General features: G+C 69.9%; 19 protein-coding genes. 1 reads left to right on the plus strand and 18 read right to left on the minus strand.

Annotated features, from left to right (window positions below):
• Positions 1–189 precede the first annotated feature (189 nt).
• Together ACN5W5_RS13050 and ACN5W5_RS13055 are read right to left on the minus strand one after the other, a co-directional pair.
• Positions 190–8721, minus strand: coding sequence for a GH36-type glycosyl hydrolase domain-containing protein (locus tag ACN5W5_RS13050; RefSeq protein ID WP_420049262.1), 8532 nt, complete (start codon positions 8719–8721; stop codon positions 190–192).
• Positions 8722–8778: 57 nt separating this feature from the next.
• Positions 8779–9021 carry a hypothetical protein gene (locus tag ACN5W5_RS13055; protein WP_420048935.1) on the minus strand — a complete coding sequence of 81 codons (243 nt, stop codon included), beginning with the start codon at positions 9019–9021 and terminating at the stop codon, positions 8779–8781.
• A 205-nt stretch (positions 9022–9226) separates the two neighbouring features.
• Between ACN5W5_RS13055 and ACN5W5_RS13060 the strand changes: the two genes are divergently transcribed.
• On the plus strand, positions 9227–9871 hold the full coding sequence (locus tag ACN5W5_RS13060; RefSeq protein WP_420048936.1) for a glycine zipper 2TM domain-containing protein: 645 nt from the start codon (positions 9227–9229) through the stop codon (positions 9869–9871).
• A gap of 118 nt (positions 9872–9989) precedes the next feature.
• Here ACN5W5_RS13060 and ACN5W5_RS13065 read toward each other — a convergent pair whose 3' ends face one another.
• From ACN5W5_RS13065 to ACN5W5_RS13140, 16 genes are all read right to left on the minus strand, one after another.
• Positions 9990–10823 (minus strand): response regulator, encoded by an 834-nt coding sequence (locus ACN5W5_RS13065; RefSeq protein WP_420048937.1) that lies wholly within the window; start codon positions 10821–10823, stop codon positions 9990–9992.
• Complete coding sequence (locus ACN5W5_RS13070; protein ID WP_420048938.1) at positions 10820–12532, minus strand: ATP-binding protein; 1713 nt, start codon at positions 12530–12532, stop codon at positions 10820–10822. The genes ACN5W5_RS13065 and ACN5W5_RS13070 overlap by 4 nt, the downstream gene beginning before the upstream one ends.
• A 109-nt stretch (positions 12533–12641) precedes the next feature.
• On the minus strand, positions 12642–12791 hold the full coding sequence (locus tag ACN5W5_RS13075; protein ID WP_420048939.1) for a lmo0937 family membrane protein: 150 nt from the start codon (positions 12789–12791) through the stop codon (positions 12642–12644).
• Positions 12792–12811: 20 nt separating this feature from the next.
• Positions 12812–13204 carry a hypothetical protein gene (locus ACN5W5_RS13080; protein ID WP_420048940.1) on the minus strand — a complete coding sequence of 131 codons (393 nt, stop codon included), beginning with the start codon at positions 13202–13204 and terminating at the stop codon, positions 12812–12814.
• 11 nt (positions 13205–13215) lie between these two features.
• Positions 13216–13599 carry a hypothetical protein gene (locus ACN5W5_RS13085; protein WP_420048941.1) on the minus strand — a complete coding sequence of 128 codons (384 nt, stop codon included), beginning with the start codon at positions 13597–13599 and terminating at the stop codon, positions 13216–13218.
• 16 nt (positions 13600–13615) lie between these two features.
• Positions 13616–14011, minus strand: a complete 396-nt coding sequence (locus ACN5W5_RS13090) for a hypothetical protein (RefSeq protein WP_420048942.1) — start codon at positions 14009–14011, stop codon at positions 13616–13618.
• 41 nt (positions 14012–14052) lie between these two features.
• Positions 14053–14310 (minus strand): glycine zipper 2TM domain-containing protein, encoded by a 258-nt coding sequence (locus ACN5W5_RS13095; RefSeq protein WP_420048943.1) that lies wholly within the window; start codon positions 14308–14310, stop codon positions 14053–14055.
• Between the two features lie 51 nt (positions 14311–14361).
• Positions 14362–14679: a BON domain-containing protein gene (locus tag ACN5W5_RS13100; RefSeq protein ID WP_420048944.1), complete on the minus strand. Its 318-nt coding sequence runs from the start codon at positions 14677–14679 to the stop codon at positions 14362–14364.
• Positions 14680–15054: 375 nt separating this feature from the next.
• The gene (locus ACN5W5_RS13105; RefSeq protein WP_420048945.1) at positions 15055–16272 is read right to left on the minus strand and encodes an efflux RND transporter periplasmic adaptor subunit; all 1218 of its coding nucleotides are present in this window, start codon (positions 16270–16272) and stop codon (positions 15055–15057) included.
• Entirely contained in the window at positions 16269–18638 is a 2370-nt protein-coding gene (locus ACN5W5_RS13110) for an ABC transporter permease (RefSeq protein WP_420048946.1), read from the minus strand. The genes ACN5W5_RS13105 and ACN5W5_RS13110 overlap by 4 nt, the downstream gene beginning before the upstream one ends.
• A 7-nt stretch (positions 18639–18645) precedes the next feature.
• The gene (locus ACN5W5_RS13115) at positions 18646–19386 is read right to left on the minus strand and encodes an ABC transporter ATP-binding protein (RefSeq protein ID WP_420048947.1); all 741 of its coding nucleotides are present in this window, start codon (positions 19384–19386) and stop codon (positions 18646–18648) included.
• Positions 19387–19519: 133 nt separating this feature from the next.
• The gene (locus ACN5W5_RS13120; protein ID WP_420048948.1) at positions 19520–20605 is read right to left on the minus strand and encodes a M48 family metallopeptidase; all 1086 of its coding nucleotides are present in this window, start codon (positions 20603–20605) and stop codon (positions 19520–19522) included.
• Positions 20605–21837: a YjgN family protein gene (locus ACN5W5_RS13125; RefSeq protein WP_420048949.1), complete on the minus strand. Its 1233-nt coding sequence runs from the start codon at positions 21835–21837 to the stop codon at positions 20605–20607. Before ACN5W5_RS13125 ends, ACN5W5_RS13120 begins: the two co-directional genes overlap by 1 nt.
• A 94-nt stretch (positions 21838–21931) precedes the next feature.
• Positions 21932–22516, minus strand: a complete 585-nt coding sequence (gene msrA, locus ACN5W5_RS13130; RefSeq protein WP_420048950.1) for a peptide-methionine (S)-S-oxide reductase MsrA — start codon at positions 22514–22516, stop codon at positions 21932–21934.
• Positions 22517–22542: 26 nt separating this feature from the next.
• Entirely contained in the window at positions 22543–23052 is a 510-nt protein-coding gene (gene msrB, locus ACN5W5_RS13135; protein ID WP_420048951.1) for a peptide-methionine (R)-S-oxide reductase MsrB, read from the minus strand.
• Between the two features lie 145 nt (positions 23053–23197).
• Positions 23198–23851 (minus strand): lipoyl protein ligase domain-containing protein, encoded by a 654-nt coding sequence (locus ACN5W5_RS13140; RefSeq protein WP_420048952.1) that lies wholly within the window; start codon positions 23849–23851, stop codon positions 23198–23200.
• Positions 23852–23876 lie beyond the last annotated feature (25 nt).

The following is a 23876-nucleotide window of genomic DNA, read 5'->3' on the forward strand; positions in this document are numbered from 1 at the left end:
TTGATATCCCAGTGGTGGATGTTGTTTTCGGTCCCAGAACGGCCGGTGTGACAGATTGCGCGCATATTGAACCGCACAGGAGTCTGTGTTTGGTAGCGTACATAAGTAGAGGGTTTTTGTCTGTTCGATGGCGTACATACGCACAGACGCCTGGAGCGCCCGCACCATGTGGCTGCAAACCTTGTGCTTTCAGGTTCCTGGCGGCAGCGGCACCACAAAACAGCTGCTTTGTGGCAGATCGGTCCAGCGCAGGCGTTCGCCCACGGCCAGCAGCTGGGCATGCGGCTCGGTGCACTCGGCCAGCGCCGCCATGGCAACGCCGCGCACCAGCAAAAAGCGCATGTGGCGGCCGTCACGCACCAGCGCCAGCTCGACCCGTGGCCAGTGCGAAGGCAGGCAGGGGGTGAAAAACAGCTCCTCGGCACTGATCTCCAGGCCCAGGATGGACCCCAGCGCAGCCCGGTGCAGCCAGCCCGCGGCCCCCGTGTACCAGCTCCAGCCGCCACGGCCTTCGTAGGGCGGCTGGCTGTAGACATCGGCCGCCATCACATAGGGCTCCACGCCGTAGCGCGGCCCCCAGTCGGGGTGTTCTGCGCGGTGTGCCGGGCTCAGGTAAGTGAAGTAGCGGTAAGGCGTGTCCTGGGAAGCGGTGTTGCCGGGCTCGCGCTGCGCCAGCGTGGCCGCGGCCATCAGGGCCCAGACGCCGGCGTGAGCGTATTGCCCCCCGTTTTCGCGCACCCCCGGCGGATAGGCCTGGATGTAGCCGGCGCTGGGCTGGGCGTGTTGCAGCGGCGGGTCCAGCAGGCGGATCAGGCCGTGCGCCGGGTCCACCAGCTGCGCCTCCACCGCGTCCATCGCCTGGCGCTGGCGCTCGGGCGAGGTCTGGTCCGAGAGCACGCTCCAGGCCTGCGCGATCAGGTCGATGCGGGCCTCGGCCTGCGTGGACGAACCGAGCGCGCTGCCGTCGTCGAAGAAGGCGCGCTTGAACCAGGCGCCGTCCCAGGCTTCGCTGCCCAGCGCGACGCGCCAGCCGGCCAGCGCGGCTTCCCAGGCGCGCGCCCGGTCGCGTTCGCCGCGAGCCCGCGCCAGCGGCAGCCAGGCGATCACGATGCTGCACAGGAACCAGGCCAGCCAGACCGACTCGCCACGCCCTTCGCTGCCGACGCGGTTCATGCCGTCGTTCCAGTCGCCGCTGCCCATCAGCGGCAGGCCGTGGGCGCCCACCGGCAGGCTGCGGTCGATGGCGCGTGCGCCGTGTTCGTAGACGCTGGCGCTCTCGGCGCTGATGCCGGGCGTGTCGTAGCGGTCTTCCGCGCCCTCGGGCACCGGCGGGCCGTCGAGAAAGTGCACCGCTTCGTCCAGCAGGGCGGAGTCGCCGGTGGCGTTCAGGTAGTGCGAGGTGGCCAGCGGCAGCCACAACAGGTCGTCGGAGAAATGCGTGCGCACGCCAGCGCCGCCCGGCGCATGCCACCAGTGCTGCACGTCGCCGGCCTCGAACTGGCGCGAGGCGCAGAGCACGATCTGCGCGCGCAGGATCGCCGGGTCGGCCCCCACCAGCGCCATCGCGTCCTGCAGCTGGTCGCGGTAGCCGGTGGCGCCGCCGGCCTGGTAGAAGCCGGCCTTGGCCCACAGGCGCGAGGACACGGTCTGGTAGAGCAGCCAGCGGTTGACAAGCGCGTCAAAGAGCGGATCGGGTGTGCTCACCTGGGTCGCGCCCAGCAGCGTGTCCCAGCGCGCGCGGGTGCGGCGTTCGCGCTCGCGGGCGTTGGTGGTGGTGGCCTGGCGCATGAGCGCTCGTGCCGCCTCGGGGTCGGGCGCGTAGCCGATCAGAAAGACCTGGTCGAGCGACGCGCCGGGGCGCAACGTGACCGGCCGCGCCAGCGCGGCGCACGGGTCCAGCCCGAAGCCGCTGCGCTGCCCCAGGCGCTGCGGCAGCACCAGCTGGCCCTGCCGGTCGAAGAAGGCCCGGCGGTCGCAGGTCCAGTCCAGGCCCTCGGGGTCGTGCACGCCCTCGTGCGATTCGCAGAAGAAGGCGGTGCCCCCGCCAAAACCGCCCGCGGCCTCGGTCTGGGTGCACAACAGTCCGATCAGTCCCGTGCCCGGTGGGCTCACGAAAGTCGGCTGGCTCAGCAGGCTGCCGCGGTCGCTGCGCTTCTCGCCCATCATCCACTCCACCAGGCCGATGATGCGCAGGTGGGCCTTGCCGCCGCCGTGGTTGCGCAACCGGATGCGCACCTGCTTGACCGCGGTGTCGGCATCGACACTCCAGCTCACCGAAGCGGCCAGCGGCCCGCGCCGGTGGTCGATGGTGGTGAGGCCCTGGCCGTGCACCACCTGGTAGGTGATGCCTTCGGCGGCCCAGGCCGACGGGGCCAGGCTCCAGACCTCGCGCGTGCGGCGGTCCTGCAGCAGGAAACATTCGGACGGCGGGTCGCCGACCGGGTCGTTGGCCCAGGCGGTGAGCTGGTTCAGGCGGCTGTTGAGCGCCCAGGTGTTGCCGCCGCCGCTCTCGGACACCAGCGCGCCGAAACCGGGATTGGCCAGCACGTTGCACCAGGGCCGCGGCGGCGCCTCCGTGGCGCTGGCTTCGAAGGCGAAGGCGCCGATGTCGCCCGCGAACACGCCCTCGGCCGGCGCTGGCGCGACCTCGCCCAGACGCAATGGCACCGGGTCCGAACCGGCAGACGCTCCACGCCAGGCATCGGCTCCCACCGATTCGTGGCGATCGCACCAGGCGCGCACCTGGTGCAGCAGGGCCTGCCCGTCGGCCTGCAGCTGCACGCGCGCCAGATTTCGCAGCGTGATGATCTGTTCGGCCGACAGCTCGTCCGCGCGCAGCAGGTGCAGGCCGGTCACGGCCGGGCCGGGGCGGGCCTGCAGGTCGGCCGCGTGCTGTTCGAGCAGCAGGGTGAGTTCGCGCTGCAGCGGCATGTGGTACGAGTGCGCCTCGTGGCTGAGCACCACCAGATCACAGGCCACGCCGGCGCGCGACCACTCGCGCAGCACCAGCGCCAGCACGCGCAGCAGGCCCAGGCCCTGCGGTGAACCGGCGTGCACCAGCAGCAGCGGCCGGTCGCCCGAGAGGCCCAGCGGCCAGAGCAGGCGCCGGTCGCTGCGCTGCCGCGGCGCGCCCGCGGGGTCGGCGGCGGGCGGGTCCATCTTCGGCAGCGTCAGCACCAGGGCGGTGGTCAGGGCGTGCAGCGCGGGCAGGTAGTCGGTGCGCGGGCGGTGCGGCACCGCCGGGATGCCGGCCAGCGTGGCCGACATCACCGAGGAGCGCGCCACGTAGCTGGGCTGGCGGTACTTGTCGATCACGGCGCGCAGCGTGACCGCGTCGTCGCTGGCGGCGGTGGCGAAGGTCACGCAGGCCTGAGCGCCCGGCTCGATGCGCAGCCGCACGCCCAGCGCGGCCACCGGGTCCAGCCCGGTCTCCAGCGGGCCGGCCGCCAGCGGCACCGGGTCCATCTGCGCCAGCGGCTGGGCCGGCGTGTGGTGGCGGCCGAGCCAGCGCAGGCGGTCGGTCTGGCAGCGCAGCCCCAGCACATCGCCCTCGGTGTCGGCGACAAAATGCGCCGCCTGCATGGCTTGCTCGGTCACCAGGCGCGGCGCGCGCACGCAGCGCAGCGCCTGCTGCTCGGGCAGCCAGTCGGTCTTCACAAACAGGTTGGAGAACGCCGGGTGGGCCTCGTCGGCGGCGTGGCTGGCCAGGGTCACGTCGAGCGCGGAAATCAGCTCCAGCTCGATGGTCTGATCGCTCAGGTTGGACAGCACCACCTTGCGCAGTTCGACGTCGTCTTCCGGGCTGACCCAGACCGTGGTGTTGACGCGCAGCTCGGGCCAGAGCGCGTCGAAACACACGCGGTCGGTGTGAAAGCGGCAGCTGTAGACCGCCTGGGGGTCGGGCGCCGGGTGGCGCGTGACCGACACCGGGGCGCCCGCCGGGTCCAGGCGCAGGTAGACGAAGGCGCCGCAGGCGTCGCGCAGCGCGTCGTCGCGCCAGCGCGTGATGCCGGTCTGGCCCCAGCGGCTCCAGCCGGCGCCGTTGGCGCGCAGCGTGACGCTGTAGCGTCCGTTGCCCAGCAGGTGCGTGGGTTCCAGCGCCAGCGCGCCCGGGGCGAGCGTGCGCACGTGGTCCGGCGCGCGGCGTTGCCAGGCCTGCAGCGGCAACCGCAGCGGCGCCAGCAGCGCGGGCAGTTCGCGCGGCGCGCGCTCGTGCAGCAGCGAACTCACGGCTTCCATGCGCGGATGCGCCATGCCCCAGCGCTGCGCCACGCCAGCACGCAGCACATTGGCCAGTGCTACCAGGCTCATGCCCTGGTGGTGCGCCATGAAGGTGTGGACCACGGTGAAGCGCTCGCCGTGGGTCTGCCGCGCGGGGGTGAAGTCCAGCGCCTCGAAGAAGCCGTAGCGCCCGCGCGCCGACAGCGCCGCGAGACGCCGCAGGTTGTCGCAGGCCAGGCCGGCGTCCACCTGGGTTGCGAGCACGGTGGCGTAGGGCGCGATCACACGTTCGGCCACCGGCGTGCGGCGCAGCGCCAGGCGCGGCACACCCTGCGGCGCGTACTGGTAGGCCAGGGTATGGTCCTGCCCGGCGTAGGCGCTTTCGGAAATGCCCCAGGGCATGGGCGAGCCGTGCACGAAGGCCACCTGCTCCAGCACCGCCGATTGCCCGGCTTCGCGCAGCGCGCTGCCGCGCGGTTCGGCGACCACCAGCGAGGGCATCAGGTACTCGAACATCGAGCCCGACCAGGAGCGCAGCACGGCGTGCCGACCGCTGGCAAAAAACGGCCGGCCCAGCGCCGCCCAGTGGCGCACCGGCAGGTCGCCCTTGGCGATGGCGAACAGGCTGGTGCTGCGCGATTCCGAAGCCAACAAGTCGTAATAACTGGCGTCGAGCTGCTGCTCGTCAATCCGGTAGCCGATGTGCAGCAGGTGGCGCTTGGGGCTGTAGAGAAAGCGGAAGTCCGGCGCCCAGGCCAGTGCCTCCAGCGCGGCGGCGAGTTCGAGCAGGCGCCCGGTGGCGCGCTCGCTGCTGCCCGCGCCCACCGCGGCGGCGTCGTGGCTGGCCGAGTGCAGCGTGGCCAGGTGGTCGGTGAGCAGCCAGACCAGCTCGTCCTGCGGTGTGGTGACGTGGCTGACGATGGCCGGGTTGCGCGCCTGCGTCAGGTCGCCGAGTTCGTGCCGGGCTTCCTGCACCAGGGCGAGGAAGGCGGCGCAGGCCGCGGCCTCACAGGGTTCGGGCGCGGCGGTCTCCAGCAGCCGGCCGATGGCGCTCTGCGCCAGGGGCCGGTGCAGCAGGGTTTGCAGCAAACCCAGGCGCGGCTGCAGCCGCTGGCGCGACAGGCGCAGCGCCCCGGCGCTGGCCAGCGCGGTGTGGGGATCGCGGGCCAGCTCGGTGCAGGCCTGGGCGACGGCGAGCAGGTGCGCGCAGAGGTTGCCGCTGTCCACCGTGGACACGTAGCGCGGCGGCAGCGCCTGCAGGGTCCGGGTGTCGTACCAGTTCAGGAAATGGCCGCGGTGGCGCTCCATCTGCTGCAAGGTGGCAAGCGTGGCTTCCAGCCGCGTCAGCAGGTCCTGCGTGCCGATCCAGCCGAACTGGCGCGCGCAGGCGGTGCTGAGCAAATAGAGGCCGATGTTGGTGGGCGAGGTGCGGTGCGCCACCATCTCGTAGGGCGAGGTCTGCAGGTTGTCGGGTGGCAGGTGGTGGTTGTCGGTGTCCACGCAGCGCTCGAACAGGCGCCAGGTGTCGCGCGCCACGCCTTCGAGCAGGTCGCGGTCGGCCGCGGCCAGCGTGGAGCGGCGACGCGGCCACGGCCTGTTGCACGACCACACCAGCAGCGGCGCCAGCGCCCACAGCGCGAGCACGGCGAGCGCCAGCGCGCCGGGGGGCTGTGTGAGCAGCCACAAGCCGCCCGCCAGGATCAGCGCGGTCAACGGCGCGGCGCGGTGGCGCCACAGCGTGGCCGGCAGACCGGTGCCCAGCCCCGCCTGGGCCGCTTCGGCGGTGGTCCATTCGAGCAGGTGGCGGCGGCTCACCACCAGCCGGTGCAGGGTGCGCAGCACGGCGTCGAGCGCGAGCAGCGCCTGCTGCGGCAGCAGCGCCAGGTGCCAGAGCCCGCCGCCGAGCGCGCGCAGCAAGTCCTTGGCCGCGGCGACCGCATAACGCTCGCCCAGCAGGCGCCAGTGGCGCGGCACCCAGCCCGCCACCGCGCCCATGAGCGGGCCGGCCGCGTGCGCGGCCACCGTGAGCGCGAGCGCCGCGGGCAGCGACAGGCCCAGCCCCGCCATGGCCAGGGCGATGAGCAGCAGGCAGGCCGGCGCCACCAGCGAGCGGCGCAGGTTGTCAAAGAGTTTCCAGCGGTTGATGGTGCCCAGCGGCCATTGGCGCGACCGCAGCAGGAAGGGCAGCAACTGCCAGTCGCCGCGCACCCAGCGGTGCAGGCGCGAAGCGGCGGCGTCGGCGTGGTCGGGGTCGGGCTCGATCAGGGTCACGTCGGTCACCACGGCGCAGCGCACCAGGGCGCCTTCGAGCAGGTCGTGGCTGAGCACCTGCTCCGTCGGCAGGCGTTCGCCCAGCACGGCGTGGAGCGTGGCCACGTGCAGCAGGCCCTTGCCGGTGAAGCTGCCTTCACCAAACAGGTCCTGGTAGGCGTCGGTGCTCATGGCGCTGTAGGGGTCGATGCCGGCCTGGCCGTCGAACAGCCATTGCCAGGCGGTGCGCCCACCCTCCCCCGCCAGCGGCGGCACCACGCGCGGCTGCAGGATGCCGTAGCCCTGCAGCACGCGGCGGCCGGTCCCGTCCAGCCGGGGCCGGTTGTCCGGGTGTTCGGCCACGCCGACCAGGGTGCGCAGGCGCCCGGGTGGCAGCTGGGTGTCGCTGTCGAGCGTGAAGAGGTAGCGCGTGTGCGGCGCCATGCGCGAGAGTTCGCCGAGCTCGAAGAACGGCCCGGGTGTGTCGGTGGCCAGCGCGGCCACCAGCTGCTCCAGCTTGCCGCGCTTGCGCTCCCAGCCCAGCCACTGGCCCTGGGTGGCGCTCGGGCTGCGCTCGCGGTGCAGCAGCAGGAAACGCGGTGGGCTGCCCGGCGCCACCGGGTAACGCGCGTTGAGCGCCGCCAGATGGCTCTGGGCGTGGGACAGCAGGGCCTGGTCTTCGGGCCGGTGTTCGGTGTCGGCATCGGACCAGTCGCTGAGCAGGGCGAACTGGGCGTGGGCTTCGGGGTTGGCGAGGTGGTGCAGGTGCAGGCGGTGCACCGTCTGCGCGATGCCGGCCGGGTGGTTCAGCAGCGCCGGCACCACCACCATCACCCGGGCCATCGGCGGGATGCCCTCGGCCAGCAGCAGGCGCGGCAGGTGCGCGGGCTGGAGCGACTCGCCGATCAGGCGGTTGACCACCGCCACCACGGCTTCGGACGCGGGCAGCAGCATCACCAGACCCACCAGCACGCTGCCGAGCTGGACCGGCCAGCCCGCGTCCAGCCAGCCGGGCCGGTGCAGCAGCCAGGCCACCAGCAGCAGCGTGCCCAAGAGCATGGCGCCGAGGTAGGTGGGCGTGCGCGAGAAGCCCGCCACCGAGCGCCACAGGCCCGCCACGCGGTGCTTCAGGCCGAGCGCCTGCTCCAGCGTGGCGCGGCCTTCGCCGCGCAGCCAGTGGCCGGCCTGCTCGGCCGGGCCGGTCGATGCGTCCATCAGGCCCAGCAGCACATCGGCCACGGCGGCCTCGCCCTGCCCGCTCTGGGTGGACAGGCGCTCGATGCCGTGCAGCGTGGTGTCGCGCGTGGCGTCGTCTTCGGCTTCGAACACCGGCGAGCGCAGCATGACGCGGACGACGCGGCTGGTGCGCGCCACGATGCCGGGCCAGTCGGCCGCGCCGATCAGGCGCAACGCGGTCACGGCGTTGCCCACGCTCAGGTGGTCGGCGGCCTGCGCGGCGTGGTGCTGCGTCTGCAGCGCGGCCAGGTCGGGCACCACGCCGTGCAGCCACTGGCGCACCTGCGCCATGGGCGAGTCGCCGGCCGCGGTGGCGTGCCCCACCAGGCTCTGCGCCAGGTTGGACAGAAAGACATCGCCCACACCGCGCTGCTCCATGAGCAGGTGCATGTCCTCCACCGCATCCAGCGACAGTTCGTCGACACGGCTGGCGCACAGGCTTGCGAGGTCGCGCGCGGCCTTGTGGCTGGCGATGCGGTCGGCCAGGCGGCGCAGGTTCTCCACCAGCACCACGCGCAGCGTGGTGGGCAGCGCCCACAGCTCGCCCTGGCTGAGTTCGCGGGCGTCCTGGTAGGCGTCCAGAAAGTGGACCAGCAGGCTTTCGTCGAAGGCGCTGTCGGTGTGGGCGACAAAGGCCCACGCCACGCCGTAGATGCGCGGCAGCCCCACCAGCGGCGCCTCCTGCAGCACCGGCAACGAGCGGTAATAACGCGCCGGCAGGCCCTCGCGGATTTCCCGCAGCTGGCTTTCGATCAGGTGGAAGTTGTCAAACAGCCATTCGGCCGCCGGGCTGATGTCGTGGCCGTCGTGGGCCTCGACCGCGATGTACTGGTAAGCCGCACGCAGGCTGCGGATGTTGCTCTGCAGGCGCGGGTAGAACGTGGCCTGGCCGAAGCCGGCCCGACCCGCCCGGTGCGATACGCCCAGGCTGCGCCCGTGCTGCTCAAACCGTGCAACGCCAAAGAGCTCGGAGCGGATCGGTTCGAGCGCGACGCCGCGGGCGGCGTCCAGCATGCGCTCGATCTTCTGCGGTACCCAGGCCCACTGCGCTTGCAAGCGCGCGGTCGCCACTTACAGCATGAGCCAGGAACCGCCAAACATCAGGGTGAGCACCACCGCCGACGTGATCACGCGCCCGGCCAGCAGCCCCTGGAGTTCGTCGGCGCCGCTGCGCAAGGTCTGCAAGGGTCCGCGCTGGGCGCCGCAATGGACCAGGTGATCACCGAGCGCCGTGCGCTCCAGCGCCGAGAAGTCTGCCGGGTGGCCAAACGAAGAGGTGTCCCAGCTGGGGGACATCGAAGGAATCTTGGACATGGTCTTCTCCGTGAGCGGGTGAGGGAAAGCCTGCTGTGGCTTCCGTGTCAACCCTTGTATGCGCAGCCGGCTCCCCGGTCTGTGCGGCGCCGAACACACCGGTCCTTTGCACGGCACCCGGGTGTTCGTCAGCGCACAGACAAGGCGCGTTGAAGGCCCTAACTTGAAGTCCGACCCGCAACGTTTCCCACACAAAGGACATCCCATGACACATCCATCACACCGTTTTTCCCTGCGGCAGACAGCCCTCTCGCTGGCCGCCGTCGCCACGCTGGGCCTGGTCGGCTGCGTTGCGCCCTACCCGGTCTACGAACAGCAGCCGATGACACAGGCCCCGGTGCAGGTTCAGCCCTACCCGAGCCAGCGCGAAATGACCCGTGAAGAGCGGCGTGAAGAGCGGCGCGACTTCCGCCGCCGCCAGAACGAGCGCTTGTTTGAGGCCGAGGTGCTGTCGGTCCGCGCCGTGATGGGCCAGTCCCAGCAGCGCTGCTGGATCGAACGCGAACAGGTCATGCAGCAGCGCCCCGCGCCCAATGTCGGAGGTGCGCTGGTCGGCGCCGTCATCGGCGGCGTGATCGGTCACCAGATCGGTGGCGGCAGTGGTCGGGATCTGGCCACGGCAGGCGGTGTGGTGGCGGGTGCGGCCATCGGCTCCCAGGTGGGCCGCGACCGCTACGGCAACCCGGTGAGCACGCAGGACGTGCAACGCTGCAGCACCGTCAACGCCAGCAGCGAACCCGCCTACTGGGACGTGACCTACCGCTTCCGCGGTATCACGCACCGCGCACAGATGCTCTCGCCTCCCGGCCGCAGCGTCACCGTGAACCGGGACGGCGAGCCAAGGGAGTAAGCCCCCCCGCAGCGCTTCGCGCTACCCCCCCCAGGGGGGGCGGCACTGGCCGTCCGGCAAAGCCGGCCCGGCGGTGCCCTGGGTTTGGGGCGTGTCACTCCGGAAGGCGCTGGGCGAATCAGCCTTTTGAACCCAGCACTTCGACGCCAAACCCGCGGTAGCCGATCAGCGTGCAACGGGAGTCGAACATCGGTGTGCCGCTCACGCGGTACTGGCGAACCACACCACCCGGCAACACCCGACTCAACACCATGTCGAGGAACGGGCTGCGCGCCGCGATGCGGGACCGCAGCGTCTCGCGTTCGGCCAGGTTCCAACCTTCGTCGCTGTGCTCGGTACCAGCGCCATCGTTCAAGGTGTCCACCTGCAGGCCGAGCATCTCCAGCACCGGACCCGACACCTTGGTGAAGTGGCCCTCGCCGTCCTGCTCCCAGTACCAGTCGGTGGCCAGCTCGGTCAGACCGCGGTAGCGCGCCTCGCTCTCGCGCAGCTCGGCGGTGCGCTCCCGCACCAGCTGCTCCAGGTAGTGGTTGTGCCGCGACAGCTGGCGGTGCAGCAGGCGCACCTCGATCAGGTTCTGGATGCGCGCCTTGACCTCGACCATGTCAAACGGTTTGCTGACAAAGTCCTTGGCGCCGGCCTGCAGCGCGCGCAGCTTGTGACCCGGCTGGGCGGTGATCACCAGCACCGGCAGGTAGTCGTCTTCGGCGGTGCTGGCCTTCAGCCCTTCCATCACCTGGAAGCCGTCCATGCCCGGCATCTGCAGGTCGAGCAGGATCAGGTCGAACGGCGCCTTGCGGTGCATGGCGCAGACCTTGTCGGGTTCCATGGTGCTGGACACCCGGGTGTAGCCGGCCTCCTCCAGCATCGCCTCCAGCAGGGCCACGTTGGCCGGCTGGTCGTCCACGATCAGGATGCGGGCATTGAGCCGTTCTTGCAGGGTGAGGTTCATGCGGGTTCCTGGTGCGCGGCGGGACCGCTCGTGGTTTCGGCGACCTGCAGCGCAGCGTCGAGCGCGTCCATGAGCTGGGCGACCTTGATGGGTTTGGTGAGGTAGTTGAAGAAGCCGGCATCCAGGCCCTTCTGGATGTCGCGCGGCACGGCGTTGGCGCTCAGCGCGATGATGGGGATGTGGGCGGTGTCCGGGTCGGCGCGCAGGATCTTCAGCGCTTCGACGCCGCTGATGCCCGGCAGGTTGATGTCCATCAGGATCACCTCGGGCTGGTACACGCGCGCGAACTCGATGCCCAGGCTGGCGTCGGCCGCGCCGAGCAGGCGCATGTCTTCGCGGCGCGCCACGATCTGCTCGACCAGCTCCAGGTTGGCCGGGTTGTCTTCCACGTACAGCAGGGTGTGCTGTGGGTTGCCGGGTAGCGATTCGGGGCGCGGTGGATCGATGGGGTGGGCGTCGTCCAGCGCAACCGTCTGCGGTGCGTCGGTCAACGCCATCTCGACCCAGAACACGCTGCCCACGCCGGGCGTGCTGTCGGCACCGATCTGGCCACCCATCAGGTGCACCAGCCGCTGCGTCACCACCAGACCGATGCCCGTGCCCTCTTCGGCGCCGGATTCCTGACCCAGCCGGTTGAAGGGCTGGAACAGCTGGGCCAGCTGTTCGGACGCCAGACCGGGGCCGGTGTCGCGCACGCTGATGCGCACCGAATCCGGCGGGCTCAGCGTGCAGGCCACCGTGACATGGCCGCCGCGCTGGTTGTATTTGATGGCGTTGAACAGCAGGTTGATCAGCACCTGCTTGAGGCGGGTGCGGTCGGCCTTCACGTAGCGTGGCGACTCCAGCCGCGCAAACACCATGCCGATGCCGCGCTGCTGCGCCTGCTGCTCGACCAGGGCGCGGCACTCGGCCAGCACCTCGGTGAGCGAGACCGGCTCGCCCGAAAGCGAGAGCTTGCCGGACTCGATCAGCGCCAGGTCGAGGATCTCGTTGATCAGCTCCAGCAGGTACCAGCCGGCCTTCAGGATCTGCCCGATGCTGCGCTGCTGCGTCGGCGTGGGCGCAGGCGTGCCCGACTCGACCAGCTGCGCAAAGCCCAGGATGGCGTTGAGCGGCGTGCGCAGCTCGTGGCTCATGCTGGAGATGAAATCGGTCTTGGCCAGGTTGGCTTTTTCGGCCGCGACCACGGCCTCGTTGAGCTGCTGCTCCACCCGCTTGCGCACCGAGTTGTCGGTGCCGATCAGCAGGTAGCCGATGATGTCGCCGTAGTCGTCGCGCAGCGCGGTGATCGACACGATGGCCGGGAACCAGCTGCCGTCCTTGCAGATGTAGGTCAGCTCGTAGATGTCTTCGATGCCGCGCGAAGCCTTGAAGGCCAGGGCCTCGAAACCGGGCGCAATCGGGGTGTCGAATTCCAGGCTCAGGACCATGGCGCGCGCATGCACCTCCTGCGGGTCGTGCATGTCGCTCGGGCGCACGCGGTTGACCACCTCGTCGGCGCGGTAGCCCAGCATGCGCTCGGCGCCCACGTTGAAGAGCTGGATGATGCCTTTTTCGTCGGTCGCGATGATCGAGAAATTGGCGCTGTTCAGGATGGCGTTCTGCAGCGCACCGGCCTTGAGCAGGGCGCTGCGCCGGCTGGACTCGGTGGGTTCACCCGGCTTGCCCGGCAGTTCAGGGGCGACATGGCGAAGGGTTGTCTCGGGCATCAGGATCTCGGGTGGTTACCGCCCGTGGCGACATGGACGAACACTAGCCACCCTCAAAGGCGGCGTCTGTGCGCTGGCCCACACAGCCAGCGCCGGGGGGAAAGTCGTTTCAGAGCGGACTGCGCCCGCTGATCACGCGCAGCAGCACCATGATGATGGCGACCACCAGCAGGATGTGGATGAAGCCGCCCATTGTGGTGGCGGTGACGAGTCCCAGCAACCAGAGGATGAGCAGGACGACGGCGATGGTGTAGAGCATGGTGATTCCTTGGCTTGGGGTCAGGGGGGAGGACGGCGGCGCCAGCGGCTCCACAGCAGGGCAACACCAGCGACGGTTGCGACCGCCAGGCTGGTTTTGGGATGGCGGCGCACCACGGACAGTGCGGCGCCCAGTGCCTGGGTTTCCAGGGGTGCACCAGGCGCGCCCGGTGTGCGCTGCAGCATGCCCTGGGTCAGGGCGCCGATAGCCAGTGAGGCCACGGGTTGGGAGCTCAGGCCCTTGAGCACCGGCCACAGCGCTCCCACCAGCCAGCCAGCGGAAGCCCGCTCAGCCCGTTTCCGGCGATCCTGTTCGAACCAGTCGGACAGGAGCTCGCGGTTGCGCGCCAGACGGTTGCGGGCGAGCTCGGCTCGCGCAAGCGCGGTCAGCGGCTGCGCTGCCTTCTCGGACATGCCGACCGGATTCATGGTGCGCCCGGAATGCGCAGGAGCGCGGCATCCTCGGCCAGTTGAAGACGCAGGCTGGCGAACCATTCCTCCGCCTCGCGGTCCTGTGCGAGCCACAGGGCCCACACGCCAAGCGCCGCCGGCAGCACGGGCGTGAGCACGAACAGCCAGGGCGCGCGAAAGCCGGCATCGGGCAACGAGGCCCACAGCAGCAAAGCCACGCCCAGCAGCACAGTGGCCACCACCAGGCAGGCAACGCCCGCCAGCTGGAGCGCCAGGCGCCGTTTCAGACGCGCGCTGCCGATGACCAGCTCTTCGCCCAGCAGGCTGGCGTAAGCGGCCGCGTGCTCCGCCAGCAACAGGGGCTGTGAAGCCGCCAGGCGGAACACGGGGTGGATCATGACGAGGGCTCCGGGATCAGCGACCGTTGTGACCGCTGTGGTGGCGGCTGAACAGGGCCACCAGGCCCATGAGCGCTGCGCCCACGGCGGCGGCCATCAGCATCGACTTGACCGGCTCGTGCTGAATGTAGCTGGCGGTGGCGTCTTTCACGTGCAGCGATTTCTCGCGCAACTGACCGGCGCCGTCGCGCACGGCGTCCATGCCGCGGTGCGCCAGCGCCTCGGTGTCGCTCACCAGGTGGTGGAGTGCGTTGCTGGTCTGGCTGCGCGCGCCGTCCAGGTTGTTGGCCATCTGGTCGATGCCTTGCTGGGCCGCACGCTGGGTGGAACGGATCGCGTGCTCGGTGGAGTTGGCGACCGAGGCGGCCAGCGAAGAGGCGTCATCGCCCAGGGTGTTGATGGGGTTGCTCATGGGGTGCTTTCGGTAAGTTGAAGTGAAGGGCCACAGGCCGTTCACCGGCGGTTCCGGCGGTAGCGTTCGTCGTCGGTTTCGATCTGGTTGCCGATGACACCGCCGATGGCAGCGCCACCCAGGGTGCCCAGCGCGCTGCCGTCGGTGAGCACGGCGCCTCCGACGGCACCGACGCCCGCACCGATGGCGGTGTTCTGGTCCTGGCGCGACATGCCGGCGCAGGCGCCCAGGCTCGCGACCAGGGTCAGCGAAGCGGCCAGCGCCAGCCAGCGGGATTCAAAAGGAAGATGTGTGTTCATGGGGTGACCTCATCAGGTTGGAGAGGCAATGCCGGGGCCGAAGCCCGCCGGTCATTTCTTCATGCGCATGTCGTTCTTGATCGACTTGACGCCGGGCACGCCCTGCGTGACCAGCACGGCGCGGTTGATGTCGGCTTCGGAGTTCACGAAACCGCTCAGCTGAACAGCACCCTTGAAGGTCTCGACATTGATCTCGGCCGATTTGAGCGAGGCGTCTTTCAGGATCTCGGTCTTCACGCGGGTGGTGATGACGGTGTCGTCCACGTACTGACCGGTGCTCTCCTGCTTGCCGGACGCAGCGCAACCCACCATGGTGGTGAAGGCCGCGGCAGCCAGAAGAAGAACGGAGAAGCGTTGTTTGGTGATCATGGGGTGCTTTCTGTGCAGAGGTTGAACGGGCTGCGCAACCGGGGGCTGCACCGCATGGCAGACGGAGTTCATTTCCAGTGCCATTGGCGCCACAGTAAAGCCTGACCCGCGAACAGTCTGTGCGCTGCCGCACTCAACTCCGGAGGTATTGAAAGGGCGGCCGTTCAACGCCCTGCCGGGGCGCAAACGGACCCAGCCAAGGGCACCGCCGGGCCGGCTTTGCCGGACGGCCAGTGCGCCTTGCAGGCCGCAGCCTCGCCAGAAGCGAGGCTTCTTCGGGCTGTCCAAGCCTGCGCAGGCAGGCTTGGAGCCGCGGCCCTCAGCCCCCTTTGGGGGTAGCGCGAAGCGCTGCGGGGGGTTACCCAGTCAGGGGGGTTATCTCTGGACCACGGGCTGCCCGTCAGCAATGGTGCTGCCCGGATACAGCAGCACGGTCTCACCCACCTTCACGCCATCTTTCACCCAGGCGGTGTCGGCGTTGCGGTCGTGGATCTGCACCGGGCGTGCGCGCGCCTTGCCGGCTTCCACCACGAACACGCGCCACCGCTCGCCATCGCGCACCAGCGCCGCGCTGGGCACGAGCACGGCATCGGCCTGCGACGACACGGTGATGCGCGCGTCCACGCGGAAACCGTCGCCCAGACGCGCGGCGTCTGTGGGCAGCGCCGCCAGCGCCACGACCACGTTCACGCGCTGCTCTTCGATGCCCAGCGCCGAGACCTTGGTGAAGGCCACCGGCTCCACCCGCGTCACCGTGCCGGGCAGCGGCGCTGCGCCGCTGCCGGTGGTCAGCAACACCGCGGCCCCGGGCAACACCTGCCGCACCTCGCCCGAGAGCACGTCGATCACCGCTTCCATCGCCGCCGTGTCGCCGATCTCCAGCAGCGCCTGCCCCGCGGTCACGGGGACCGCGCTGTCCAGGTGCAGCTTGAGCACCTGGCCGTTCACCGGGCTCTTGATCTCCCACAGGCCGGCGGGCCGCTCGCCCGCGGCGGGCTCGGCCTGCCTGAGCGCGGCGCGGGCTTCGGCCAGCGCGAAGTCGGCCATGCCCTGCTCGGCCTGGGCCGCCGTCAAGGCCTGCTGCGCCGAGCGACGGGCCAGGTCGGCCTGGTCGCGGGCGGAAGGTGCGATGAACCCCTGCTTCGCCAGCTGCTCCGAGCGGCCGGCCTCCAGCGTGGCCTGCGCCAGCGCGGTCTGGGCGCGCTGCACCTGCGCCGCGGACGCGCGCCGCGCCGCGTCGGCACTGCCCACACGCTGCCGCAGCACGTTGCGCGTGCGCTCGTCGATCATCTGCGGCGCAACAGGTGCCAGCCGAGCCACCACGTCGCCCGCGCGCACCACGTCACCCACCTTCAGCGTGGGCCGCTGCAGCTGGGCCAGGGTGGGCGCGGTGATCACGTAGCGGTTCTTCAGCCGCAACTGGCCGTCTTCCTCGACCACCTGCTCGAATTTCCCGGAGGTCACCTGCGCCACCTCCACGGTGATCGGCCGGGGCCGGTACACCGCGTAAAGCAGCGCGGCGGCGGCCACCAGGGCCAGTCCGGCGATGGCCCAGCGCCGGGGGGTTTTCCAGGGATTCTTTTGTTCGTTCATTCGCGTACCTTCAAGACAGAAACCAGGTCCAGCCGGTCGATCTGGCGGCGCACCAGCAGCGCGCTGACCACGCCCGCCGCCAGCACGATCAGCGCGGCCGAAGCGTAGGTGGACGGCTCGATGACGACCGGGAAATCGATGCTGTCGGACGCCATCAGCCGCATCATCAGCGAGGCCAGCCCCCAGCCGGTGAGCGCGCCGATGGGCAGGGCCACCAGCAGCTCGGCGCCGAGCTCGGCGAGCAGCAGCACCGAGACCTCGGCCCGCGTCATGCCCAGCACGCGCAGGCTCGCCAGCTCCCAGGCACGCTCGGAAAGCGCGATGCGCGCCGCGTTGTAGATGATGCCCACCGCCATGGCCACCGCAAACAGCGTGAGGATGCCGCTGAACACACCCATGTTGCGCGAGGTGGTCTTGTTGAACGCTTCCATGGAGCCGGCCTTGTCGAACACCGAGCTGATCACCGGCGCCGCCTTCACCGCGCTCCAGAACGCGTCCATCGCCAACGGATCGACCTGCAGCGCGGCGTCGGCCACGCCGTGGCCGTCGCGCGCCAGCGCGTTCATCGCGTCCAGGTTCATGTAGAGCAGTTTGCCGAACATGGTGTGCACGATGTCCACCACCGGCACCTCGACACGCTGCTGGTTCCAGAGCCGGAACTGCAGCTCGACGCGGTCGCCCACGCGCGCACCGAGCGCACGCGCCAGCAGCGAAGACAGCACCACACCGTGCGACGGCATGGCCACCGCACCGCGGGTTTCGTCCACCACGCGCATCAGCTGCGCGTCGCCGCGGTAACCGGTCAGCGCCGTGTCTTCGCTGCGCCCGTGCAGGCGCACGCGGACCGGCTCGGTGCGGTAAGGCTCGGCGTCGATCACACCGGGCAGGCGCTTGAGGTCCTGCACCACGGTCAGGGGCACCGGGCGGTGGAAGTTGACCAGCACGTCGCCCTGCTGCACCTGGCGGAACTGCACATCGACGATGTGCGCGATCGCGTCGATCCAGAAGGCGCCCGAGATCTGCAGCGCCACCGCGAGTGCGATGCCGGTCACAGTGAAGGCCGCGCGCAACGGGCGGCGCTCGAAATTGCGGATCACCATCATCGCGCCGGTGCTGACAAAGCGGCGCAGCCCCAGCCGTTCCACCAGCGTGGGCTGGTAGGCCGGCGGTGCCGGCGGCTGCATGGCCTGCGCCGGCTTGAGCCGCACCACGGCGCGGATCGCGTTCCAGGTGCCCGCCGCGGCGGCGGCGGCCGCGAGCAGCGTCGACACCACCACCAGCCAGACACTGGTCTCGTAGGCCAGACCGTTGAAGCGGAACACCTCGTCGTACAGGCCGAGCATGCCGCGCCCGATGAGCTGGCTCAGGGCCAGCCCCACCGCCACGCCGAGCCCGGCGATGGCCAGCGCGAGCTGGATGTAGTGCCAGGCGATGGCGCCGTCGCTGTAGCCCAGCGCCTTGAGTGCCGCGATCTGGCTGCGCTGCGTGGCCACCTGGCGGCTCAGCACCACGTTGAGGATGAACATCGCCACCGCCAGGAAGATGGCGGGCAGCACCGTGCCCATGACCTGCAACTGCGCGAGTTCGTCGCTCACGATCTTGGCCGAGAGCTGCTTGTCGCGCCCGGTCGCGCCGAACGCACCGTAGGGTTCCAGCAGGCGGTCCACCTGCGGCAACACGCGCTCGACCAACTGCCCCGCGTCGAGCCGCAGCGAGACCTGGTTGAACGCGCCCTGCATGTCGAAGGCCTGGGTCATGCGCGTGCTGTCGATCCACCAGATGCCGAACGACTGGTCGTCGGGCGCGCCGCCCTGCGATGCGAACACGTACTCGGGCGAAGCGGCCGTGCCCACCAGGTGCACGCGCTCGCGCTTGCCGTTCAGGATGGCGTGCACCGTGTCGCCAGGGTTCAGCCCGCGTGCGGCGGCAAAACGGTCGCTCACCAGCGCTTCCAGCGTGCCGTCGCGCTCGGGCCAGCGCCCGCGCTTGAGCGTGAGCGCATTCAGGCCCTGGCGGCTGGCGTGTGCGCGCGCGAGATCGAGCCCGATGAAGCGCCCGGTGACCGGCGGCAGCACGCCGGGCAGGTCGATCTGCGCGTCGAACACCACGTCGAGCTTGACCTCGGCCACGCCGTCGAGCGCGGCGAGGCGCTCGCGCAGGTGCACCGGGGCGCGCTTGACGCTGGCGAACACATCGGCCAGCCGGTTGTCGCGGTAGAAGTGATCGCGCGAACCCTCCAGCGACTGGTGCACCGAAAACATGCCCACGAAGCCGGCCACACCGATCGCCACCACCATCGCAATGGTGACCACCTGCGCGCGCAACCGCTTCAGGTCGCGCCAGAGCTTGATGTGGATCGCCTTCATGCAGAGTTCACCAGCTCAGGCTGGACGCCGGCAGCTTGTGGTCGTTCACGCGGGTTTCGACGATGCGGCCGTCGGCCAGGCGCAGCACGCGATCGGCCATCTCGGCGATCGGCGCGTTGTGCGTGATCACCACCGTGGTCGTGCCCAGCTCGCGGTTCACATGTTCGATCGCCTGCAGCACCATCACGCCGGTGGCGCAGTCGAGCGCACCGGTCGGTTCGTCGCACAGCAGCACCTCGGGGTTCTTGGCGATGGCGCGCGCGATCGCCACACGCTGCTGCTCGCCGCCCGAGAGCTGGGAGACGAAATGGTTCATGCGTTCGCCCAGGCCCACCAGCGCCAGTGCGTCTTCCGGCTTCATCGGGTCTTCGGCGAGGTCGGTCACCAGGGCCACGTTTTCGCGCGCGGTCAGGCTGGGAATGAGGTTGTAGAACTGGAACACGAAACCCACGTGCTCGCGCCGGTAGCGCGTGAGTTCGGCATCGCCCGCACCGATGAGCTCGTGGGCTTCACCCGCGTGCGTCCAGCGCGCCGAGCCGGCCGTGGCCGTGTCCAGCCCACCCAGGATGTTCAGCAAGGTGGACTTGCCGCTGCCCGAAGCGCCAAGCAGCACCACGAATTCGCCACGCACGATGTCCAGGTCCACCCCGCGCAGGGCATGGACGGCGGCCTCGCCTTCGCCATAGACCTTGGTCAGGCCACGGGCGGTGAAAACGGGTTCGACAGGGGGCTGGTTCGAGGTGTCCATGGGGAGCGGAAAACAAGTTGCGCTCAGCATACGCCCGAGCGCACGCGCCGACGGTGCGGCATCCGTGACAAGCGCCTGCTTGCTGAATTTTTACCAGTATTTCAACCCGGGCGGGCGGTCGCCCTGACCTGCGTCAAGGACCGGGAGCCCGCCACTCGCGGAAGAAGCGGATGCGTTCGCCATGGTCCGGGTGGCTGGCGATGGCGATGGGCAGCGACACGCCGCTGCCTTCACGCTCACCCGGGTCACCCGCCGGCTGTTCGGCGCCCTCCTCGGCCAGCATGCGCTCGAAGAAGATCGCCATCACCGCCGGATCGATCCCGCTCGCGTGCAGCATCTGCGCCGCGTGGGCGTCGGCTTCGCGTTCGGCATCGCGCGAATACGACTGCGTGGCCAGCGTGGCGGGCACGGTGGCCAGGAAACCACTCGCATCGCCCAGCACCACCCCCACCAGCGCGCTGACCAGGCTGGCGCGCACCATCAGGTCCAGCCCGTGGCGGTGCTGCACATGGCCCAGCTCGTGCGCGAGCACGCCCACGAGCGCGTCGGGCTGGTCGTCCAGCAACTTCACCAGATCGTCGGTCATGACCATGCGGCCACCGGGCAGGGCAAAGGCGTTGGCGCCCAGCACTTCGCTCTGGTGAAAACCGAGCTGCCAGGCCGGCGCATCGCCCTCGGGATGGGCCTGTTCAACGACCCGGGCAAAGCGCTGGCGCAGCGCTTCCTGCCGAGCGGCGGGCAGTTGACTGGGTTCAAGGAACAGGCGATCGAGCTGGGCCAGGCTCTGCTCGCCGATCTGGTTTTCCAGTGACTGCGGCACCAAACCTGCCAGCGTGACACTGAGCCAGGGCACGCCCCAGATCCAGGCCGCGACAAGAAACGCCACGGTGCCGGCCATGGCCGCGAACGTGGCGCGCCAGCTCTGCATCCAGCCCACCACCGCGCCCTCGCGCAGACCGCTGGCCTGGAACCAGGCGTCCCACTCCGCGGCGTTGGCGTGCTGGACGACGCCGCCGTCGGGCAGCTCGGTCTGGCGCTGGCCGTGGCTGCGGCGTTCGGGCCAGCGCACGCCGCCCAGCGGGTACCGGTGTTCGACGAGACCGTCGTGCGTGCGCAGCAGCAGCTCGTCGCCCTGCACCCGCAGGGTCACCGAACGGCCACGCGGGCTGCGACCGTCAAACCACTGGGTTCGAATCACCGCGGGCTCGTCCAGCGCCATCACAGCCCCATGTCGATGCCGAAGAAATCACCCGCCGCATCGCCCAGCACACCCCGGCCCGCCGGCTGCGCTTCGGCCACCCATTCGTCCACGTCACCCTGCACCACCAGCGACATCGCTTCGAGCTTGACGCGCGCCAGGCGCACCTTGGCAAACGGCCAGTACAGACCGAGCGTGAGCGCGATCAGCAGCCAGTTGACCAGGCCGACGCGAAACAGCGGGCCCAGGCGCAGGTCGCTCTGGAACTCGATCTTCGGGCTGCGGGTGTTGGCCCAGAGCAGGTTCTGCAGGCGCGAGGTGGTGTACGAGCCCACGATCAACGGCATGAGCACATAGGCCATCAACACGATGACGCCAAAAACCACCGCGGCCAGCACGCCGGCGAGCGCACCGCCCCCGCTGCTCAGTTCGGCCCAGTTGGTCATGCCCAAGAGCATCAGCACACCGAACGCCGCGCCCATGACGCTGCCGACCACCAGCATCACCGCCAGCGACACGCCCAGTATCTTGAAGAACAGGCCATAGAACCGGCCCGCACCGACGGTGAGCCCGGTGCGCTCCTGCGCGAAGGCGTAGCCCCCGTGCTGGTACCGCTTGATGCGCGCCCAGAGCCAGGGCAACAGCAACACGAACGCCAGCACCACGACCCCCACCACCGCGGCGGCGTAGCGCGCGGTCTCTTCGGCGATCTCTTCGCCCTCGACGGGTTCGGGCAACAGCCCGACAAAGGCGAGCGCCGGCAGGAACATCGGCAACATGGCCAGGTAGGCCGACTTCGTGTCACCGACAAAACTCAGCCGCACACCGCGCCAGCTGGTGTTGCGCAGGCGGAACTGCAACGACGAGCGCCACAGCAGCGGCCACAGCCCCATGAACACCACCAGCGCGGCCCAGGAGAACGCCGGCATGAAGTTCGACACCGCCCAGTAACCCAGGCCGAGCACGAGCACCAGCAGATAGCCGCGGAACATCTTCCAGGGGTCGGCATGAAAACCCAGCGGGTCGCCGCCGACGAGCGTGTTGTTCTGGAAGTAGGCCATGCGCCGCGCGCGGGCGAAAGGCAGGTAGAGCGTGAGCGTGACGAGGGTCAGCAGCAGGTTGACGATCCAGATCCGGAAGTACTCGCTGCCCGATCCGGTGAAGCGGATGTCCAGCGTCTGCGGCCGGTGTGGCGGCGCCGGCGGCAACGCGCCCATCATCACCGTTTCGGCGAAATCTTCTGACTCCCTCATTCCCCGGCCCCTTGTTGTGAAAAGTGGCGGGAATGCTACCACCGGGCCCCGGTCATCCCGGGCGTCCGGGACGCCCCCAAACCGGTACGCCCGCCTACTGCCAGAGCGATTTCACGCGCGCATCGCGACCGCAGCTGTAGCGGTAGTAGTTGTAGCGCACCGAGTTCTTCTTGTAATAGTCCTGGTGGTAGTCCTCGGCCAGGTAGAAGGTGCTGGCGGGCGCGAGCTCGGTGTGGATCGCCTTGAACCGGCCGCTCTTGAGCAGCGCGTCGCGGCTGGCTTCCACCACCTGGCGTTCGGCGGGGCTGCCCCAGTAGATACCGCTGCGGTACTGGCTGCCGATGTCGCAGAACTGGCGGTCCTTCACCGTGGGATCGATGTGGCGCCAGAAGTATTCGACCAGCTCCGCGTAGCTCACCTTGGCCGGGTCGTAGATCACGCGCACCGCCTCGGTGTGGCCCGTGTGGCCGTTGCTCACCTCCTTGTAGGTCGGGTTGGCGGTCTTGCCCGCTGTGTAACCCGACTCCACTTCCGTCACGCCGGCGAGCTTCTCGAAGTCCGCCTCGATGCACCAGAAGCAGCCGCCGGCAAAGACCGCCGTGGCGGTGGCCGCCTGGGCCGTCGCGGCGACAGCGCTCAGGCAAGCCGAGAGGGCCAGCGCCCGGAAGGTTTTGTTCATGTGGGGGTTCTCCGGTTAGGGCCTGTTCAGGTGCGCAGGGCCGGCAGCGCTGCGCCCTGGGGCACAAAGGCCAGCGCCACGCCGTTGTTGCAATACCGTTTGCCGGTGGGCTTGGGTCCGTCGTTGAACACATGGCCCTGGTGTCCGCCGCAGCGGCTGCAGTGGTACTCGGTGCGCGGGTAGATGAGTTTGAAGTCGGTGGAGGTGCCGAGCGCGCCGGGCAGCGGTTGCCAGAAACTTGGCCAGCCGGTACCGCTCTCGTACTTGTGGGCCGCGTCGAACAGCGGCAGGTTGCAGGCCGCGCAGACATAGGTGCCCGGGCGCTTCTCGGCGTTGAGCGGGCTGCTGCCGGCGCGTTCGGTGCCGTGCTCGAACAGCACGTCGTAGGCCGCGGGCGACACGATCGCCTTCCACTCGGCGGCGGTCTTCTTCAGCGGAAACGGTGGCTCGGCGGCGCGTGGCGCCACGGCCGGCAAGCCGACCGCGGCCAGCACGGCGCCCAGTTGCTTCAACAAGGTTCTGCGTTCCTTCTTCATCACGGTGTCCTCGGTTTGGGTAGGGATGAGTCGGACGAACAGACAGAACCTTACAGGAAGGCGCACAAAAGCCGCGGCACCACCGCCGAGACCCTGACAGCAGTGGATGTGACGAAGGCCCGCCGTGGTGCCGCAGAGACCCGGCTCAGATCGCCAACAGCGAACGTTCTGGTGGCCACAGTTCGCGGGCCAGGGCGCGCCGCAGTTGCTCGGCCAGTGTGGCCGCTGAAAACGCCCGATCAGCCAGCGCGTCGCACGCCACGGTCCGCCGCTGCAGCCACGCTGCATCGCCCGGAAAGCCCAGGGCATCGCACAACAGCGGCCAATCGGGCGCGTGACACAGGGTGCCGGCCACCAGCAGCACGCCATGGCCCTGCCGACGCTGGGCCAGCCCCACCAGCTTGCGCCCCTCGCCGTCGGTGAGTTCCCAGGGCGCCAGGCTGCCGAAACACGCCCAGCGCGCACCGCCACCCCAGCGCTGATTCGCGCGTTCAACGCCTTCGGGTGGCACCAGCAGCGTGGCCACGCCCAGCCCGGCCAGCACAGCGGCGTGCACGCGCCCCAGCTGGCGGTATGCCTCCAGCACGCTGATCGCCCAGGTGTGGTCCGGCGGCAAGGCGACGGAAACGCTGACCATCCAGGGTCCGCACAACACGGCGCCGCCGCCCGAAGCACGCTCCCACAGACCTGTGCCCGCAGGCAGGCGCAACGCGACTTCCGGGCGCAGGGCACGCTGAGAACCGCCCAGCACAATGGCCGCCCGCGTGTGATTCCAGACCCGGAAGTCCGCGACGGCCACCGGCTGCTCCAGCTGCCTTCGGTTC

It is taken from the genome of Hydrogenophaga sp. ZJX-1, from assembly GCF_048590325.1.
GTDB lineage: Bacteria > Pseudomonadota > Gammaproteobacteria > Burkholderiales > Burkholderiaceae_C > Hydrogenophaga.

Bases quoted from the DNA above. Each gene is read 5' to 3' on its own strand.
- ACN5W5_RS13080 (WP_420048940.1), bottom strand. From the start codon at position 13,204: ATGTCCGAGAAGGCAGCGCAGCCGCTGACCGCGCTTGCGCGAGCCGAG.
- ACN5W5_RS13120 (WP_420048948.1), bottom strand. From the start codon at position 20,605: ATGGCGCTGGACGAGCCCGCGGTGATTCGAACCCAGTGGTTTGACGGT.
- ACN5W5_RS13100 (WP_420048944.1), bottom strand. From the start codon at position 14,679: ATGATCACCAAACAACGCTTCTCCGTTCTTCTTCTGGCTGCCGCGGCC.
- ACN5W5_RS13060 (WP_420048936.1), top strand. From the start codon at position 9,227: ATGACACATCCATCACACCGTTTTTCCCTGCGGCAGACAGCCCTCTCG.
- ACN5W5_RS13065 (WP_420048937.1), bottom strand. From the start codon at position 10,823: ATGAACCTCACCCTGCAAGAACGGCTCAATGCCCGCATCCTGATCGTG.
- msrA (WP_420048950.1), bottom strand. From the start codon at position 22,516: ATGAACAAAACCTTCCGGGCGCTGGCCCTCTCGGCTTGCCTGAGCGCT.
- ACN5W5_RS13050 (WP_420049262.1), bottom strand. From the start codon at position 8,721: ATGCTGGACGCCGCCCGCGGCGTCGCGCTCGAACCGATCCGCTCCGAG.
- ACN5W5_RS13110 (WP_420048946.1), bottom strand. From the start codon at position 18,638: ATGAAGGCGATCCACATCAAGCTCTGGCGCGACCTGAAGCGGTTGCGC.
- ACN5W5_RS13090 (WP_420048942.1), bottom strand. From the start codon at position 14,011: ATGAGCAACCCCATCAACACCCTGGGCGATGACGCCTCTTCGCTGGCC.
- ACN5W5_RS13055 (WP_420048935.1), bottom strand. From the start codon at position 9,021: ATGTCCAAGATTCCTTCGATGTCCCCCAGCTGGGACACCTCTTCGTTT.
- ACN5W5_RS13105 (WP_420048945.1), bottom strand. From the start codon at position 16,272: ATGAACGAACAAAAGAATCCCTGGAAAACCCCCCGGCGCTGGGCCATC.
- ACN5W5_RS13075 (WP_420048939.1), bottom strand. From the start codon at position 12,791: ATGCTCTACACCATCGCCGTCGTCCTGCTCATCCTCTGGTTGCTGGGA.
- ACN5W5_RS13095 (WP_420048943.1), bottom strand. From the start codon at position 14,310: ATGAACACACATCTTCCTTTTGAATCCCGCTGGCTGGCGCTGGCCGCT.
- ACN5W5_RS13070 (WP_420048938.1), bottom strand. From the start codon at position 12,532: ATGCCCGAGACAACCCTTCGCCATGTCGCCCCTGAACTGCCGGGCAAG.
- msrB (WP_420048951.1), bottom strand. From the start codon at position 23,052: ATGAAGAAGGAACGCAGAACCTTGTTGAAGCAACTGGGCGCCGTGCTG.
- ACN5W5_RS13125 (WP_420048949.1), bottom strand. From the start codon at position 21,837: ATGAGGGAGTCAGAAGATTTCGCCGAAACGGTGATGATGGGCGCGTTG.
- ACN5W5_RS13085 (WP_420048941.1), bottom strand. From the start codon at position 13,599: ATGATCCACCCCGTGTTCCGCCTGGCGGCTTCACAGCCCCTGTTGCTG.
- ACN5W5_RS13115 (WP_420048947.1), bottom strand. From the start codon at position 19,386: ATGGACACCTCGAACCAGCCCCCTGTCGAACCCGTTTTCACCGCCCGT.